Raw genomic sequence first — 15,544 nt, forward strand, 5'->3', positions numbered from 1 at the left:
GCAGTGCGGCAAAAGCCTCCAATCCGGTCGACAGGCGGCCCGCCGCCCGCTCCCGGCCGCTTACCGGCGGGTATCGGCCGGGCCCAGCAGGCGCAGCCCCAGCAGCAGCCATGACGCCCACGCCGCAAAGGTAAGCCGCTGCGCCAGCGGCGCCGGCACCACCCCCTGCAGGGCGAAAGCGGTGACCGCCGCGACCAGCCCGCAGCCCAGCGCCAGCCGCGCCAACGGCGGCGATCTGCGCCAGCTGCCGATGCCCAGCATCAGCGTGCCGGCAATGAACGCCAGCGCCCACACCATCCATGCGCTGGCATGCGCCTGGCTGGCCGGGCCGTCCAGGTCCTGCACGTCCAACGGGAACAGGCCCATGCCGGCAAAGGCCAGTCCGGCCAGCACCAGCAGCTGGCCGGCCACTCGCAGCAGCCAGCTGCTGCCTGCCGGCAGGCGCGCCAGCAGGCACAGCGCCATCGCCGTGGCGAGCAGGCCCGGCAGCACCCAACCCAGCAGGTTGAAGCCGAGTGCATGGGCGATGCCGCCCGCCCCAAGCAGCGCCACGGGATGGCGCCCCTGCTCGAAGCCGTCCAGCGCAGCGCCGAAACCGGCCACGGACAGCACCCACCCCACCGCCGCGGCAGGACCGAGCAGGTTCTCGAGACGGCGCGGAAGCAGGGTCGGCATGGAGCGGCACTCGGGAAATCGGGGACCCTATTGTGGAACATCGACCCGGCGGTGGGTTGAAGCCGCAAGCGTCCGCCACCATAGAATCGGTCTCCCGCCGTAGATCCAGAGTTTCCATGAGCGAACTGCCGAACGTATTCGACGCTGTGACCGAAACCTTCGAAGCCGAAGTGCTGCAGAAATCCCTGCAGACGCCGGTACTGGTCGATTTCTGGGCGACCTGGTGCGAGCCCTGCAAGACCCTCGGACCGCTGCTGGAAAAGCTGGCCGGTGAATACAACGGTGCCTTCCAGCTGGCCAAGGTGGACGTGGACAAGGAACAGCAGATCGCCGCGGCGTTCCAGATCCGTTCGGTGCCGACCGTGTTCCTGGTCAAGGGCGGCCAGCTGGTGGATGGTTTCCCAGGTGCAGTGACCGAAGGCCAGTTGCGTGAGTTCCTGGCCCAGCACGGCATCGCCCCGGCCGAACCGGTGGCCGAAGCCGAGCCGGAGCCGCTGGATGCGCAGGCGCAGGTCGACGTGCTGCGCGCGCAGATCGCGGCCGAACCGGGCAAGGACGAGCTGCGTCTGGACCTGGCCGTGGCCCTGCTGCAGATCGGCGGGGTGGACGAAGCCCGCACCCTGATCGATGGACTGCCGGCCAACCTGGCCACCGATGACCGCGCCGTGCGCGCCCGCGCGCGCCTTTCGTTCGCTTCGGCCCTGAAGGATGCACCGGCCCCGGAAGCCCTGGAAGCGCGCATCGCAGCCGATGCTGGTGACCTGACCGCCCGCCACGTGCGCGGCGTGCAGTTGCTGCTGGCAGGCGAAGACGCGGCCGCACTGGAGCAGTTCCTGGAGATGCTGCGGGTGGATCGCAGTTTCGATGACGGCCTGCCGCGCAAGGCGCTGATCGATGCCTTCAACGTGATCACCGACCCCGCATTGGTCAGCCAGTACCGGCGGAAGATGGCCGCGCTGCTGTTCTGAAGGTAAATACGTTCAGAACCGGCCTGCGGCCGGCACGCGATACTGATCCGGTGGCGTCGTAGACGTCACGGTTCATTCGGGGGAATGAAACCCGGCCAGCCGGCCGAGGGCATCGCTCCACCGATCTTTCCCGGGGGAGGATCGCGTGATTGCTGAAGGAGTAACCCCATGTGGCTGGCGGCGGCGATGAAGCGGCAGCCGCTGGCCTGGCGCTATCGGCTGCTGCTGGCGCTGCTTGCCGGGCTGGCCGCTGCTGCCGCCAGCCATGGCCGATGGCTGGGCGCAGTGGACGAGGCGATCTTCGACCACTACCTCGCCCGCTGGAGCTACCCAGCCGACCCCAGCCTGCTGATCGTCGCCATCGATGAGGCAAGCCTGAAGCAGATCGGCCCGTGGCCCTGGCCCCGCAGCGTGCACGCGCGCCTGTTGGACCGGCTGACCCGGGCCGGCAGCAAGCGGGTGCTGCTGGACCTGCCGTTGTCCGAACCTGACCGTCATCCGGGCGCCGACGCCGCCCTGGCGGCGGCGATCGCGCGCAACGGCCAGGTGGTGTTGCCGGTGCTGGCGGTACCGGCCCGCGACGGCCGGTTGGCCGAAGAACGGCTGCCCATTGCACGGATGACCGCCAATGCCGCCGCGCTGGGCCACGCAGAGGTGCACGTGGATGCCGATGGGGTGGCACGCGGTATTTTCCTGCATGCCGGCATCGGATCAGCCCATTGGCCGGCGCTGGGCGTCGCACTCGCCGACCTGCCCGAGCGTATGAAGGGCCTGCCGGTTCGGCAACAGCACGCCGCGCCTTTCCAATGGGTCGGCGACGACTACGTCCGCCTTCGATACGCGGGGCCGCAGGGGGTCCCGCAGCTGTCCTATGTCGAGGTGCTGGAAGGTCGGGTGGCGCCCTCCCTGCTGCACGGCCGGCGCGTTCTGGTGGGGCCTGCCGCCCCTGCCATCGCACCGGGACTGCGGCCCCCAGGCGCCGGTGGATCCGTAATCAGCGCAACCGGATTCCAGGCCCACGTGGCCTCGATGCTGCTGCAGTCACGCACACTGCAGGTCATGGCAGGGACCTGGCAGGACGGCATCAGCGCGCTGGTGGTGGCGCTTTGCGTGCTTGGGGTCTGTGGCGGGCGCACAGCCACCGTGGCGGGCGTGATGGTCGGGCTGGTCCTGCCCTTGCTGCTTGCACTGGGATTGTTGCGGTCCGGCAACCTGTGGTGGGCGCCCGCGGCCGCGTGGGTCGTGGCGCTCGCTTGCATCACGGCAGTCGCCGCGTGGTCGATCGCCGGATGGCGTCGACGGGCCGGGCTGGACGCGCTCACCGGGCTGGGTAACCGGCAGCGCTTCGACCACACCCTGCAGCAGGAGCGCGAGGCCGGGCTGCGCGCGCGCAGGCCGCTCACCGTCGTACTGATCGAGGTGCAGCGCGGCATGGGCCACCCCCTCCGGCCCGGTCATCGGGCCGACGAGCAGGTGCTGGTCGCGGTCGCCCGGTTGGTGGCCGCCCATGCCCGCCGACCACGCGACGCCGCCGTCCGCCTTGGCGACGATGCGTTGGCGATGATCCTTCCCGATACCGCGCCGGGCGGTGCCCGCCAGGTGGCCGAGGACCTGATTGGCGATGTACGTCGGCTTGCCTCTGCCGCGACCGATCCGGCCGCCTCGAAGGTGACCCTCAGCATCGGCGGATTCTGCCGGGTGCCGGACCCGGAACTGTCCGCGCAGGCGTTCGTGGCCGGCGCGGACGCCGCACTGCATCGGGTCAAGGCCACTGGTGGCGACGGCTATCAGCTGGACGCCGGCTGAGCGGGTCACGCTTTTCCATACGCAACCGCATGGTTACACTGACCTCCCCCCTCCTGGATGCCGGTCCACCATGAAAGCCAGCCTGTTCCGCCACGGCATCAATCTGTGGCCGCCCTTCCTGTTCGCCGGCATCCACGTAACCCGGGTGTCACCGGATTACCGCGACATCGACGTCGAACTGCGCATGCGTCCGTGGAACCGGAACTATGTCGGCACCCATTTCGGCGGCAGCCTGTTCGCCATGACCGATCCGTTCTGGATGCTGGGGCTGATGCACAACCTGGGCCGCGACTACTACGTGTGGGATCGCGCCGGCGAGATCGAATTCCTCAAGCCCGGCCGTAGTACGGTGCGCGCGACCTTCCGCATCGATGACGCAATGCTCGCGGAAATCCGCTCGGACGCTGCCGATGGCAGCAAGCAACTGCGCTGGTACAGCAACGACGTACTGGATGCTTCAGGAGAGGTGATCGCGCGCGTGCGCAAGCAGGTCTACATCCGGCTCAAGCCGCAGGCGCGCGGCGGCGCAATTGTCGATTGAGGCGAGTGCCGCCGAATCGAACGCTTGTGCTTATACCGAGATGGAGCGCACGGCACCGCATCGCGGCATATCGATGATGAAGTGCGGCGCACATGCGGTGCGCCATTTTCATCGGAGAAACGAAATGTCAGCAACGATCAGCAGACGCCACGCCCTGCAGGCCGCCGGGTGGGCGGCCACCGCCCTGTTCACCACCACCGCCGCCGCGCAGCAGCAACGCCGTATCACCGTGGAGGACATCATGGGTCCGTACTATCCCATCCAGCGACCGCTGGACGAGGACGCGGACCTTACCCGCGTCGACGGACAGCCGGGCGTTGCGCAGGGCACCCGGATCGACCTGCATGGACGCGTCGTCGACACCCTGGGCCAGCCGGTGGCGGGCGCCTGGATCGAGATGTGGCAGGCCAACACCCACGGGCGCTACGCGCATGCCACCGACGCCAACGAGGCTGCGCCGCTTGACCCTGCGTTCCAGGGGTTTGGACGACAGGAAACCGACGCGGAGGGGAGGTTCCGCTTCCTGACCATCGTCCCCGGAGCGTATCCCATCGGAACCGGCCCGGATCAGCTTCGCACCCCGCACATCCACTTCGACATCCGCGGCCAGCATGATCGCCTGGTGACACAGATCTATTTCAGTGGCGAGCCACTCAATGACAGCGACCTGCTCTACCAGGCGCTGTCTGCCGAAGATCGCGAGACCGTTACCCTGCTGCCGCGCAGCGTGGGGGAGGATGAACCGTTGGAAGCAGAGTGGACGGTGGTGCTCGCCACCGGCTGACGCCTGTGCAGGGTCCGCCTCACTTCGCAGCTTGCCGTGAAGGTTCTGCATCCCAGCGCAGCGGCACCCTCAGCAGGCGGTCGTCGGGCCCGCGCGAGGTGTCACGCCGCGCGACCTGAAGCCAGCGCCCCTCGGCATCCGCATGGGGGGCGCGGGTTGCCGAACGTAGCGCCACCGGCAGCCTGGCCAGCGCGTCGGCGGGTGAACCCGACTGCGTGCGCAGCCACTGCTGCGCCGCCAGCAGCCGCACCATCGCGGCGGCGTCCTGGCTGCGGCCGGCATAACGCAGGTAAAGCTGCGCGGGAATATCGCTCAACTCGCAACCTGCCAGGTTGGCCACGCAGTCGAATCCGCGCGTGGCCTGCGTGGGCGCCGCGATCTGCCTGTCCTCGCCCAATCGCTGCTGCTGTGCGGGGTCGCACGCCCATGCATGCGCCGTGGCGATGCGCGCCAGGGAGCGCTCGGTATCCAGCACCAGCACTGAACCCGGCGATCGCGCAGAGTAGCGCATAGCCATGCCGGCGTAGCGCATCTCGCCCTGCAGCGGTCGGCACAGGCTGGTTTCCGCCGCCGTCATCGGCCGCAGCGCCGCCGTACAGGCAGCGGGAAGCGAGGCGTCGCGCGGCAGTTCGGCCAGCACCTCGCCCAGCACGCCACCATTGAGTTCCACCATGGCCATGCCGACACTGCTGGCAAGCAGGGTATCGCTGCCGGACAGCAGGCGGCGGCCAGCGAGGAGGCCGCTGCACAGTCCCTGCAAGGCACCGGCGGTATCGCCCTGGACATGGGCCAATGCGTGCGCGGTGACCGGATCCGTCAATCCATTCAACGCAGGGAACGGGAGCATGATCGCGGCGACCTGGCTGTCCCATGGGCTGGTGAAATGCCCGTATGCCGCCGTCTGCGCCACGCGCGCATGCAGGCCTGCATGCCCGGCGTGGGCCCGGGCGAAACGCTGCGGGTCGCTGCGCACCTGCTCCAGGCAGGCGCCGGTGGGCCCGCTGCAGTGGCGTCCTTGTGGATAGGCCACGCGCGGATGATCGCCTTCGGCACTCATCCGCACGCCGCCGGCAAGGTCCGGAGCGGCCTGCCAGCGTGCGGCGTCCACCGCCATCGCCGCTGCGCGGGAACTGTCGTCCATGCCATCGAAGTCCAGCATCCACAGCAACGCATAGCCGTTGCGGCCTTCGGCCGGAACCTGCGTGCGCATCAGCGCCAACGCGCTGCGCTGCTTGTCGGGCATCGGCCAGAAATGCGATGCACACCACAGCAACACCGCCGCTGCCACCGCGCCCAGCACGCTGACCACCGACCACCTCACCCCCTTTGCCATCCTCGACACCATCGCAACCCCTCCCCTGCCACGTCCTATGACACAGCAGAGCCTAACCGGCGCCACGCGACCGCTACAATGCGCCGATGTCACTCCCAGCCCCCACTCTCACTCCCCGCCCTTCCCTGCAACGGCTGTTCCTGACCGGCCTGCTGACCCTGCTGCCGATCTGGCTCACCTGGGTCGTGGTGAAGTTCGTCTTCGTGCTGTTGTCCGGCATATCCAGCCCGCTGGTGGTGGCGATGTCCGAACCCATCGCCACACGGTTCCCGCACTACCTCGGCTGGGTTCACATCGAATGGATCCAGAACGTGGTGGCGCTGCTGGCCACTCTTCTGGTGATCCTGGCCGTGGGCGTGCTGAGCCGCCGCGTGGTCGGCCAGCGCCTGCTGCGCTGGGTCGGCGCGGTGATCAAACGGATTCCGCTGGCCAGCATCATCTATGACAGCGCCAAGAAGCTGCTGGACATGCTGCAGACCGAGCCGGGCACCACCCAGCGCGTGGTATTGATCGACTTCCCGCACCGTGAGATGAAGGCGGTGGGCCTGGTCACCCGGGTCATCCGCGAACAGGGCACCGGCCGCGAGCTGGCGGCAGTGTACGTGCCGACCACGCCCAATCCGACCTCCGGTTATCTGGAGATCGTGCCGGTGGAACTGCTGACGCCGACCGACTGGACCGTGGACCAGGCGATGAGCTTCATCATCTCCGGCGGTGCCGTCGCGCCGGAAACCGTGCCCTTCACCCGCGCTGGCGAACGCGGCTGATGAGCGCGCGGCCGCTCCAGGACCGTGCGGTCCTGCTGTTCATCGGGCTGGCCGCATTCTTCTGCGCCAACGCGCTGCTGGCCGAGCTGATCGGAGTGAAGATCTTCGCGCTGGAAGACACCCTCGGTGTCGCACCGCTGGATTGGAACCTGTTCGGCCAGACCGGTTCGCTCAGCTTCACCGCCGGCACGCTGTTGTGGCCGGTGGTGTTCGTCATGACCGACACCATCAATGAGTTCTTCGGCAAGCGCGGCGTGCGCCTCATTTCGTGGCTGGCTGCGGCCCTGATCTGCTACGGCTTCCTGTTCGCGTATGCTGCCATCTCGCTGGCGCCGGCCAGCTGGTGGGTCGGCTCGATGAGCGCGCACGGCGTGCCGGACTATCAGGCGGCGTTTGCCGTGGTGTTCGGCCAGGGCATGTGGACCATCACCGGCTCGCTGGTCGCGTTCATGGGCGGCCAGCTGATCGATGTGGCGGTGTTCCACCGCATCCGCCGTGCTACCGGCGAGCGCCATGTGTGGCTGCGCGCCACCGGATCGACCGCGGTGTCCCAACTGATCGACAGCTTCGTGGTGATCTGGATCGCCTTCGTGCTGGGGCCGCAGCAGTGGCCGACGTCGCTGTTCCTGGCGGTCAGCAGTGTCAATTACGTCTACAAAATGGCCTTCGCCATTGCCCTCATTCCCTTGCTTTACCTGATGCGGCATGCGATCACGCAATACCTGGGTGCGGACCGGGCACGACAGCTACGGGCCGACGCGGCAGCTGACTGAGCGACAACGCGGCGTTTCCTGACTGCGCGCTCGATGCTGGCCGTATGCGTCTGGATCGTGCAAGCTCCACGGTCTGTGTTCCACGGAAATATCCGATGCCCCAGCTTGCCCGCGCCCTGGCAGTCGCACTTGCCTCGTTGATGCTGTTCAGCGCCGCGCCGCCGGCCGAAGCCGCCAAGAAGAAAGCCACACGCCCTGCAGCCGCGCAGACCCGCCAGGCGACCAAGCCCAAGGCCAGGCCGCGTGCACGCCCGGCAGCTGCGGCAGGCCGGCAGGCCGCCGCTGCACCCGCCAGCAAGGCGGTCCAGCTGGAGCGGCTGTACGACGAGTACTGGGATGCCTCGATGCGGCTCAATCCCCTGCAGGCCACGTTCCAGGGCGACGCGCGCTACAACGGCGAGCTACCGAACATCCTGTCTGCGGCCTGGCGCCAGCAGTCGCATGACTTCACCACGCAATGGCTGGGCAAGGTGGAAAAGATCGGCAGCAGCGGCCTGCAGGGGCAGGATCTGCTGAGCTACGAGATCTTCGTCCGCGATGCCAAGGCATCGCTGGCAGCCGAGCAGTACCCCTCCTGGATGCTGCCGATCAGCCAGTATTACAACCTGGGCAGCATCATGGCCATCCTCGGCGCCGGTGCGGGGGCGCAGCCGTTCAATACGGTCAAGGACTACGATGACTGGTCAAAACGATCGCTGGGCATCCCGGCCCTGTTCGAACAGGCCACTGCGAACATGCGCCAGGGCATGGCGGCCGGGGTGGTGCAGCCGCGCGACCTGATGGAAAAGGTGCTGCCGCAGCTGGATGCGGTAATCAAGCCGACTGCCGAAGAAAGCATTTTCTGGACGCCGATCCGGACCATGCCGGAGACCATCCCGGCCGAAGAGAAGACCCGCATCAGCGCCGAGTACAAGCGCATGATCGAGTTCCGCATCATGCCCGCCTACCGCGCGCTGCGTGGGTTCATCGCCACCGAATACCTGCCGGCCACGCGCGAAACCGCGGGCCTGGGCGCATTGCCCAATGGCGCGGCGTGGTATGCCGGCACGCTGCGCCAGGCCACCGCCACCGCCCAGGATCCGGCCCAGCTGCATGCCTGGGGCGAACAGCGCGTACAGGCCCTGCATGCACAGATTGCCGCGGTGATGAAGGACAACAAGCTGCGCGGCAGCGAAGCCAAGCTGCTGCAGCGCATGCGCAGCGACCGGCAGTTCCAGTACACCGATGCCAATGCGCTGCTGGGCCGCTATCGGCAGGTACAGCAACAGGTGGCCGCGAAACTGCCCAGCGTGCTGCAGACCCTGCCCAAGGCCGCGTTGGAGATCCAGCCGGTCGAAGCCGACCGCGCCGCTTCCTCGGCAGCGGCGTCCTACCAGCCCGGCGTCAACGGCAGCCGCCCCGCCGTGCTGTCGGTGAACACCAGCAACCTGCCCGCACGCAAGCGCTGGAGCGTGCCCATGCTGTACCTGCATGAGGCCGTGCCGGGCCATCACGTACAGCTGGGACTGCAGCAGGAAATCGAAAAGCTGCCCCGTTTCCGACGTCTCGGCGGCGATCTGGCCTTCGTTGAAGGCTGGGGCCTGTATGCCGAATCGCTGGGCGAGCCGCTGGGGCTGTATGCCGATCCTTACGACCATATCGGCTACCTGCACGCCGCGCTGACCCGCGCGGCACGCGTGGTGGCCGATACCGGGATCCACGCGCAGGGCTGGAACAAGAAGCGCGCGGTGGAGTATCTGGAGCAGAACACCGGCATGGCCGTCGACGATGCCAACGCCGAAGTGGAACGGATGATGGCCCAGCCCGGACAGGCGCTGTCCAACGTACTGGGCGAGGCGAAGATCGTGGAGCTGCGCGACCGCGCCCGGCAGGCGCAGGGCGGCGCCTTCGACCTGCGCGCCTTCCATGCCGAACTGCTGAAGGACGGCTCCATGCCGCTGGACATCCTGGAACAGCGGATGAGCCGCTGGCAGGCGCAACCCGGACGCTGATGGGGCCGGATCCCGCTGCCGCAGGGCACGGGATCCGGCACAGGCCAAAGGTCACAAGTAGACGCCGACCTCCTCTTTCAATTGCTGGTTGTGGCGCAGCGCGGCTTCCAACCTGCGATGCAGCTCCTGCAGCTTTTGCAGCTGCTGCAGCTGAAGGAACGCCTCGCCCACGCCCGGCTCAGCCGGCTCGTTGTACCGGACCAGGTCGCCCCAGAAACTTCCACTGGCGAGCGGCTCAGCCGGCGCGTCGTCCCGGCCGAGATCGGTCCAGAAGGCTTCACCCATCTCGGCATGGGTCGGCTGGTCATACCGATCTTCGTGGAACACGGAATGCACGACGCACCCACTGTCATCGGCAGCCGTCAGGACGCGCGGCATTGCGAACGCGGCCACACGTGGGCCGGTGCCTGGGTTGTCGCTGATCTGGTCCGGCGATATCGACTGCCTGGACTGATTCGGCTTCCATTTTCCATCGTGCTCTTTGGTCAGGAAGAACGCGTCTGTCACTGAAACCGACTCGCCCGACTCGGGGTCAACCTCGAGCACCCGGCTGGTTTCGACCTGGTCAAATTTCACGTTTCCCCGGCGCCCGGGCGAACGCAACACCGGATCTGCATCCTCTTCTTCAAGCGCTGCGTTCCCACGCAGCATCGCTTCACTGCGCAGCCTGCCCTGCTCCCAGCGCGGTGTCGTCCCGAAGAGCTCGGACGCGTGGAAGGGATTCTCCTCGTCCTCCTCAAGGATCATCGGAGGCTTGGCACCACGCGGACGCTGCGCTTCAGCGAGCGCGCCGAGTTCCTCATCCAGTGCGCGCTCCTCTTCCAGCAGCTGCGCGTCGATCGACGCGGCCTCCGCTTCGGCGGCTCGATGCGGGTGTTCCATCTGGTCCAGCAGCGTCGTCAGTTCCCACGGGTCATCGACCGACACCGGATCGTCAGTCTGCAGCACGGACACCGACGGCCTGGTTGCCGACTCCGCGACGGCAGCAACGTGCACGGCCGCCGCCGCTGCGGGCGCGGGCGTTGGCGTTGGCGGACGCACCCCCTGCGCCACACCGGCGGGCGTTGCCGGCGGTTGGTTGCGAAGGAACGCGAGCATCTTCTTCACGCTGATATTGGACGGTCTCATTACGCCCTGTTCCGGATCGTCCGCTGCGGCGCCGGGCACGCCGCCCTGTTGCTGGAGATGATCGACGAAGCATTTCCAGTCGCCACCATCCGCGGCTGCATTTGCCGATGGCGCCGTCGGTGCATATGCCGCACCGGATACCGCCGGCGCTGCCGCCTGCGTGTCCTTCGGCAGCAAAGCGCGTTGTTCGGGCGGTGGATTGCTGACCGCCAGCATGGACGGCAGCGCATTCGGTACAGGCGGTTTCGCCGCCAGTTTGACCGAAAGAAACGACGTGTAAATCACCGGGGAATCGGAAATGGTGGTCATGGACGGCTGTCTATGCGATCGGAGGAGAACGTAGGCTGCACCCAACACCGTCCAGCGGCTTCTGCTTTTCTTCCGTCTGGCAACGGAGCGGCTGCATCCAGCGGCGTGATCTGAGATCATGGCCGGCCCTCCCAGGCGCACTCCCCATGGCCCTTGGCCTGCAAGGCATCCACCACGTCGCCCTGATCTGCGCCGACTATGCCCGCTCGCGGGCGTTCTACGTCGACGTGCTCGGCCTGGCGGTACTGGCCGAGCATCACCGGACCGCACGCGACTCCTGGAAACTGGACCTGGCCCTGCCCGATGGCAGCCAGCTGGAGCTGTTCTCCTTCCCCAGCCCGCCGCCGCGCCCCAGCCGGCCCGAAGCGCAGGGGCTGCGCCACCTGGCCTTCCGGGTGGAGGCGCTGGAACCGTTCATCGCGCACCTCGCCCGGCACGGCGTAGAGTGCGAGCCGATCCGCGTGGATGAGTACACCGGCCGCCGCTTCACCTTCTTCGCCGATCCTGATGACCTGCCGCTGGAGCTGTACGAAACGGGGCAGTGACGGCCGTTGCACCATACCCACCCGGATGGGTATACAGTCGGCACATGCCGGCACCTGCGCCGGCGTTGAACCAAAGCCCTGGGAGGGGACCATGCGCAACACCTTCAAGACCCTGCTGCTGGCGCTGCCGCTGTGCGTGGCCGCGCTTTCAGCGAACGCCGCCGATTCGGCGGTGGGCCGCTGGAAGACCATCGATGACAAAACCGGCAAGGTGAAGTCGATCGTGGAGATCACCCAGGCCGGCAACGGCACGCTGAGCGGCAAGGTGGTCGACATCCTGCAATCGGACAAGGGGCCGAACCCGGTCTGCAGCGACTGCAGCGGCACCAACAAGGACAAGCCCGTGCGTGGCATGACCATCCTGTGGAACCTGACGTCCGACGGCACCGCCAGCTGGTCCGGCGGCACCATCCTGGACCCGGCCAACGGCAAGACCTACAAATCCAAGATGAAACTGCAGCCCGGCGGCACCCGCCTGGACGTGTCCGGCTGCGTGGCTTTCATCTGCCGCGCCCAGACCTGGCAGCGCGAGTAAGCGCAGGCGGTCGCGGAGGTCGGATCGCCCTTTTCTGGAAGGCCATCCGACCCCCTTGTGCGATAATCCGGGATTCCCCTCGCTGCACGCCGTGACCATGACCCGTACCGCGCTCGTCACCACCGCCCTGCCCTACGCCAACGGCCCGCTGCACCTGGGCCACCTGGTGGGCTACATCCAGGCTGATATCTGGGTGCGTGCGCGGCGAATGAGCGGCGGCACCACTTGGTTCGTCTGTGCAGACGACACCCATGGCACCCCGATCATGCTGGCCGCCGAAAAGGCCGGACTCACCCCGGAAGTGTTCATCGCCGGCATCCAGGCTGGCCACGAGCGCGATTTCGCCGCCTTCGGGGTCGACTTCGACCACTACGATTCGACCAACTCCGCTGCCAACAAGGCGCTGACCGAATCGTTCTACCTGAAGCTGGAAGCGGAAGGCCACGTCAGCCGCCGTTCGGTCGCGCAGTTCTACGACCCGGCCAAGGGCATGTTCCTGCCGGACCGCTACATCAAGGGGATCTGCCCGAACTGTGGCAGCGCCGACCAGTACGGCGACAACTGCGAAGTCTGCGGCGCCACCTACAGCCCGACCGACCTGAAGGAGCCGAAATCAGTGATCTCCGGGGCCACCCCGGAAGTGCGCGATTCCGAGCATTTCTTCTTCGAAGTGGGCAAGTTCGAAGGCTTCCTGCGCGAGTGGCTGGGCGGCGACGTCGCCCTGCCCGGCGTCAAGGCGAAGCTGATGGAATGGATGAACGCCGACGGGGGCCTGCGCGCGTGGGACATCTCGCGCGATGCGCCGTACTTCGGCTTCGAGATCCCCGGCCACCCGGGCAAGTTCCTCTATGTGTGGCTGGATGCTCCGATCGGCTACCTGTCCAGCTTCCAGACGCTGTGCGCGAAGACCGGCGTGGATTTCCAATCGCATCTGCGCGCCGGCACCTCCACCGAACTGCACCACTTCATCGGCAAGGACATCGTCAATTTCCACGGCCTGTTCTGGCCGGCGGTGCTGCATGCCACCGGCCACCGCGCGCCGACCCGACTGCACGTTAACGGCTACCTGACCGTGGACGGGGCGAAGATGAGCAAGTCGCGCGGCACCTTCGTGATGGCGCGGACGTTCCTGGATGCCGGGCTGGAACCGGAAGCGCTGCGTTACTACTACGCCGCCAAATCCTCCGGTGGGGTGGACGATCTCGACCTGAACCTGGGCGACTTCATCGCCCGCGTCAACGCCGACCTGGTTGGCAAGTTCGTCAACCTGGCCAGCCGCTGCGCCGGCTTCATCAGCAAGCGCTTCGATGGCCAGCTGGCCACACAGCTGCCCGATCCGGCGCAGTACCAGCGTTTCGTCGAGGCCCTCGCGCCGATCCGCGAAGCCTACGAACGCAACGATCCGGCCGCCGCCATCCGCCAGACGATGGCGCTGGCCGACGAAGCCAACCGCTACATCGACGACGTCAAGCCGTGGGTGATCGCCAAGCAGGAAGGCGCCGATGCGCAGCTGCAGTCGGTGTGCACCCAGGGCCTGAACCTGTTCCGGGTACTGGTCACCGCGCTCAAGCCGGTGCTGCCTGCCACCTCGGCGCAGGCCGAAGCCTTCCTGGCCGCACCGGTCAGCGACTGGACCGCACTGGCGCAGCCGCTGCTGGCCCATCGCATCAACGACTACGTTGCGCTGTTCACCCGAATCGACCCGAAGAAAATCGACGCCATGACCGACGCCTCCAAGGACACCCTGCAGCCGACCGCCGCTGCCCCTGTTGCTGCTGCCGCACCTGCAGTGAAGGCCGAAGCCAAAGCGGCCGCCGCCGCGAGCGCGCCGGAGGGCGACGCCGCGACGGCGTACATCGGCATCGACGACTTCGCCAAGCTGGATCTGCGCATCGGCAAGGTGCTGGCCTGCGGATTCGTGGAGGGCTCGGACAAGCTGCTGCGCTTCGAACTGGACGCCGGCGAGCTGGGCACCCGGCAGATTTTTTCCGGTATCCGCGCCAGTTACGGCGAACCGGAAAAGCTGGTCGGGCGCAGCGTGGTGTTCATCGCCAACCTGGCCCCGCGCAAGATGCGCTTCGGCCTGAGCGAAGGGATGATCCTGTCGGCCGGCTTTGACGGTGGTGCGCTGGCGCTGCTGGACGCCGACAGTGCCGCGCTGCCGGGCATGCCGGTCCGCTGACCTGCAACAGGCCACGCCGGAGGGTGCGATGGAGCTGGCGCTGTTCGACTTCGACGACACCGTCACCACGGCCGACAGCTACCGCCGCTTCCTGCGGCGGGTGGCCACGCCCGAACAACGGGCGCGCGCCTGGTGGTTGGTGGGGCCCTGGCTGGCCGCCTTCCGGCTGCGGCTGATCAGCGCCGAGCGCATCCGCGCCCGCGTCACCGCGCTGGTGTTCAGTGGCCGCCACGCCGATGACATCGCGCTGCTGGCCGCCGGCTACGCACGCGATGCGTTGCCGGAGATGATGCGCCCGGAAATGCTTGAGCAGATCCGCTGGCACCAGGCCCAGGGCCACACCGTAGCCATCGTGTCGGGGTCGCTTGATCTGTACCTGCGGCCCTGGTGTGACACGTTGGGACTGCAGTTGATCTGCAACCAGCTGGAAACCCGCGAGGGCCGTTTGACCGGACGTTATGCCGGCGGTGACTGCGCCCCCCGCAAGGCCCAGCACATCCGGCAGCGCTTCGATCTATCCCGTTACACGCGCATCCACGCGTACGGTGACAGCCGCGAGGACGCGCCGATGCTCGCCCTCGCCCATGACCGCTGGTATCGCGGAAAACCACTGGAACGATGATTCCCCTTCGCCGCCATCGCCCCGCATGAGCCTGATGCCTCCCCCGCTGGTGGAGCGGCTGGACCGCCTGTTGCCGCAGACCCAATGCGGCCAGTGCGGGTTCGACGGCTGCCGCCCCTACGCCGCGGCGATGGCCCGCCGCGAAGCCGGCGTGGAGCGCTGCCCACCGGGCGGTGATGCCGGTGCGCGCGCATTGGCGCAGGTGCTGGGCGTGCCGGCGCTGCCGTATGACCGCAGCCGCGGCGAGCACAAGCCAGCGCAGGTGGCGGTGATCATCGAAGCCGACTGCATCGGCTGCACCAAGTGCATCCAGGCCTGCCCGGTGGATGCGATCGTCGGCGGGGCCAAGTACATGCACACGGTGATTGCCGATCTTTGCACCGGCTGCGAGTTGTGTGTTCCGCCGTGTCCGGTGGACTGCATCGACCTGGTGGGTCGAACGGGTGAGGCCCCCTCGCGGGTGGCTTGAAAGCCGAGCGTTGAGTGGGCCGGGCGGTGGGGCTGGTCGGGGGACGGCAAAAACTGCGTCCATGCGGGCCTCGTTTCGCGCCATCCATGGCGCTCTACGCCCCCGCCCAGCCCCAC

Annotated in this window: 15 protein-coding genes; 12 read left to right on the forward strand and 3 right to left on the reverse strand. The window is 67.6% G+C overall.

Annotation, left to right across the window (positions count from 1 at the left end; all coding sequences use genetic code 11):
• Window positions 1–60 precede the first annotated feature (60 nt).
• Complete coding sequence (locus tag H9654_RS08355) at window positions 61–675, reverse strand: DUF998 domain-containing protein (protein WP_191770451.1); 615 nt, start codon at window positions 673–675, stop codon at window positions 61–63.
• 116 nt (window positions 676–791) lie between these two features.
• On the opposite strand from H9654_RS08355, the gene trxA reads away from it, so the two are divergent.
• From trxA to H9654_RS08375, 4 genes are all read left to right on the forward strand, one after another.
• The gene (gene trxA / locus H9654_RS08360) at window positions 792–1,643 is read left to right on the forward strand and encodes a thioredoxin (protein WP_191770452.1); all 852 of its coding nucleotides are present in this window, start codon (window positions 792–794) and stop codon (window positions 1,641–1,643) included.
• 168 nt (window positions 1,644–1,811) lie between these two features.
• Entirely contained in the window at window positions 1,812–3,449 is a 1,638-nt protein-coding gene (locus H9654_RS08365) for a CHASE2 domain-containing protein (RefSeq protein WP_318241124.1), read from the forward strand.
• 70 nt (window positions 3,450–3,519) lie between these two features.
• Entirely contained in the window at window positions 3,520–3,990 is a 471-nt protein-coding gene (locus tag H9654_RS08370) for a DUF4442 domain-containing protein (RefSeq protein WP_101100392.1), read from the forward strand.
• Window positions 3,980–4,774, forward strand: coding sequence for a dioxygenase family protein (locus H9654_RS08375; RefSeq protein ID WP_191770453.1), 795 nt, complete (start codon window positions 3,980–3,982; stop codon window positions 4,772–4,774). The genes H9654_RS08370 and H9654_RS08375 overlap by 11 nt, the downstream gene beginning before the upstream one ends.
• A gap of 19 nt (window positions 4,775–4,793) precedes the next feature.
• Here H9654_RS08375 and H9654_RS08380 read toward each other — a convergent pair whose 3' ends face one another.
• Window positions 4,794–6,107 (reverse strand): hypothetical protein, encoded by a 1,314-nt coding sequence (locus tag H9654_RS08380; protein ID WP_191770454.1) that lies wholly within the window; start codon window positions 6,105–6,107, stop codon window positions 4,794–4,796.
• Window positions 6,108–6,193: 86 nt separating this feature from the next.
• On the opposite strand from H9654_RS08380, the gene H9654_RS08385 reads away from it, so the two are divergent.
• The 3 genes from H9654_RS08385 (at window position 6,194) to H9654_RS08395 (ending at window position 9,638) form a co-directional block, all read left to right on the forward strand.
• On the forward strand, window positions 6,194–6,874 hold the full coding sequence (locus H9654_RS08385; RefSeq protein WP_101100389.1) for a DUF502 domain-containing protein: 681 nt from the start codon (window positions 6,194–6,196) through the stop codon (window positions 6,872–6,874).
• Window positions 6,874–7,647, forward strand: coding sequence for a queuosine precursor transporter (locus H9654_RS08390; RefSeq protein WP_191770455.1), 774 nt, complete (start codon window positions 6,874–6,876; stop codon window positions 7,645–7,647). The genes H9654_RS08385 and H9654_RS08390 overlap by 1 nt, the downstream gene beginning before the upstream one ends.
• Window positions 7,648–7,742: 95 nt before the next feature.
• Window positions 7,743–9,638, forward strand: a complete 1,896-nt coding sequence (locus H9654_RS08395; protein WP_191770456.1) for a DUF885 domain-containing protein — start codon at window positions 7,743–7,745, stop codon at window positions 9,636–9,638.
• A 51-nt stretch (window positions 9,639–9,689) separates the two neighbouring features.
• On the opposite strand, the gene H9654_RS08400 is transcribed toward H9654_RS08395, so the two are convergent.
• Window positions 9,690–11,075: a hypothetical protein gene (locus H9654_RS08400; protein WP_191770457.1), complete on the reverse strand. Its 1,386-nt coding sequence runs from the start codon at window positions 11,073–11,075 to the stop codon at window positions 9,690–9,692.
• Between the two features lie 146 nt (window positions 11,076–11,221).
• On the opposite strand from H9654_RS08400, the gene gloA2 reads away from it, so the two are divergent.
• From gloA2 to rnfB, 5 genes are all read left to right on the forward strand, one after another.
• Window positions 11,222–11,620, forward strand: a complete 399-nt coding sequence (gene gloA2, locus H9654_RS08405) for an SMU1112c/YaeR family gloxylase I-like metalloprotein (RefSeq protein ID WP_191770458.1) — start codon at window positions 11,222–11,224, stop codon at window positions 11,618–11,620.
• 91 nt (window positions 11,621–11,711) lie between these two features.
• Entirely contained in the window at window positions 11,712–12,155 is a 444-nt protein-coding gene (locus H9654_RS08410) for a DUF2147 domain-containing protein (RefSeq protein ID WP_101100384.1), read from the forward strand.
• Between the two features lie 97 nt (window positions 12,156–12,252).
• Window positions 12,253–14,337, forward strand: a complete 2,085-nt coding sequence (gene metG, locus H9654_RS08415) for a methionine--tRNA ligase (RefSeq protein WP_191770459.1) — start codon at window positions 12,253–12,255, stop codon at window positions 14,335–14,337.
• Between the two features lie 28 nt (window positions 14,338–14,365).
• Window positions 14,366–14,959: an HAD family hydrolase gene (locus H9654_RS08420; protein WP_191770460.1), complete on the forward strand. Its 594-nt coding sequence runs from the start codon at window positions 14,366–14,368 to the stop codon at window positions 14,957–14,959.
• 25 nt (window positions 14,960–14,984) lie between these two features.
• Window positions 14,985–15,428, forward strand: coding sequence for an Rnf electron transport complex subunit RnfB (gene rnfB / locus H9654_RS08425; RefSeq protein ID WP_191770461.1), 444 nt, complete (start codon window positions 14,985–14,987; stop codon window positions 15,426–15,428).
• Window positions 15,429–15,544: the final 116 nt, after the last annotated feature.

The organism is Stenotrophomonas lacuserhaii (genome assembly GCF_014836545.1).
In the GTDB taxonomy this organism is placed as follows: Bacteria; Pseudomonadota; Gammaproteobacteria; order Xanthomonadales; family Xanthomonadaceae; genus Stenotrophomonas; species Stenotrophomonas lacuserhaii.

Excerpts from the sequence above, each read along its gene's own strand:
- H9654_RS08400 (WP_191770457.1), bottom strand. The coding sequence starts at position 11,075 with ATGACCACCATTTCCGATTCCCCGGTGATTTACACGTCGTTTCTTTCG.
- rnfB (WP_191770461.1), top strand. The coding sequence starts at position 14,985 with ATGAGCCTGATGCCTCCCCCGCTGGTGGAGCGGCTGGACCGCCTGTTG.
- H9654_RS08365 (WP_318241124.1), top strand. The coding sequence starts at position 1,812 with ATGTGGCTGGCGGCGGCGATGAAGCGGCAGCCGCTGGCCTGGCGCTAT.
- H9654_RS08410 (WP_101100384.1), top strand. The coding sequence starts at position 11,712 with ATGCGCAACACCTTCAAGACCCTGCTGCTGGCGCTGCCGCTGTGCGTG.
- H9654_RS08385 (WP_101100389.1), top strand. The coding sequence starts at position 6,194 with ATGTCACTCCCAGCCCCCACTCTCACTCCCCGCCCTTCCCTGCAACGG.
- H9654_RS08355 (WP_191770451.1), bottom strand. The coding sequence starts at position 675 with ATGCCGACCCTGCTTCCGCGCCGTCTCGAGAACCTGCTCGGTCCTGCC.
- H9654_RS08390 (WP_191770455.1), top strand. The coding sequence starts at position 6,874 with ATGAGCGCGCGGCCGCTCCAGGACCGTGCGGTCCTGCTGTTCATCGGG.
- trxA (WP_191770452.1), top strand. The coding sequence starts at position 792 with ATGAGCGAACTGCCGAACGTATTCGACGCTGTGACCGAAACCTTCGAA.
- H9654_RS08370 (WP_101100392.1), top strand. The coding sequence starts at position 3,520 with ATGAAAGCCAGCCTGTTCCGCCACGGCATCAATCTGTGGCCGCCCTTC.
- gloA2 (WP_191770458.1), top strand. The coding sequence starts at position 11,222 with ATGGCCCTTGGCCTGCAAGGCATCCACCACGTCGCCCTGATCTGCGCC.
- metG (WP_191770459.1), top strand. The coding sequence starts at position 12,253 with ATGACCCGTACCGCGCTCGTCACCACCGCCCTGCCCTACGCCAACGGC.
- H9654_RS08380 (WP_191770454.1), bottom strand. The coding sequence starts at position 6,107 with ATGGCAAAGGGGGTGAGGTGGTCGGTGGTCAGCGTGCTGGGCGCGGTG.
- H9654_RS08395 (WP_191770456.1), top strand. The coding sequence starts at position 7,743 with ATGCCCCAGCTTGCCCGCGCCCTGGCAGTCGCACTTGCCTCGTTGATG.
- H9654_RS08420 (WP_191770460.1), top strand. The coding sequence starts at position 14,366 with ATGGAGCTGGCGCTGTTCGACTTCGACGACACCGTCACCACGGCCGAC.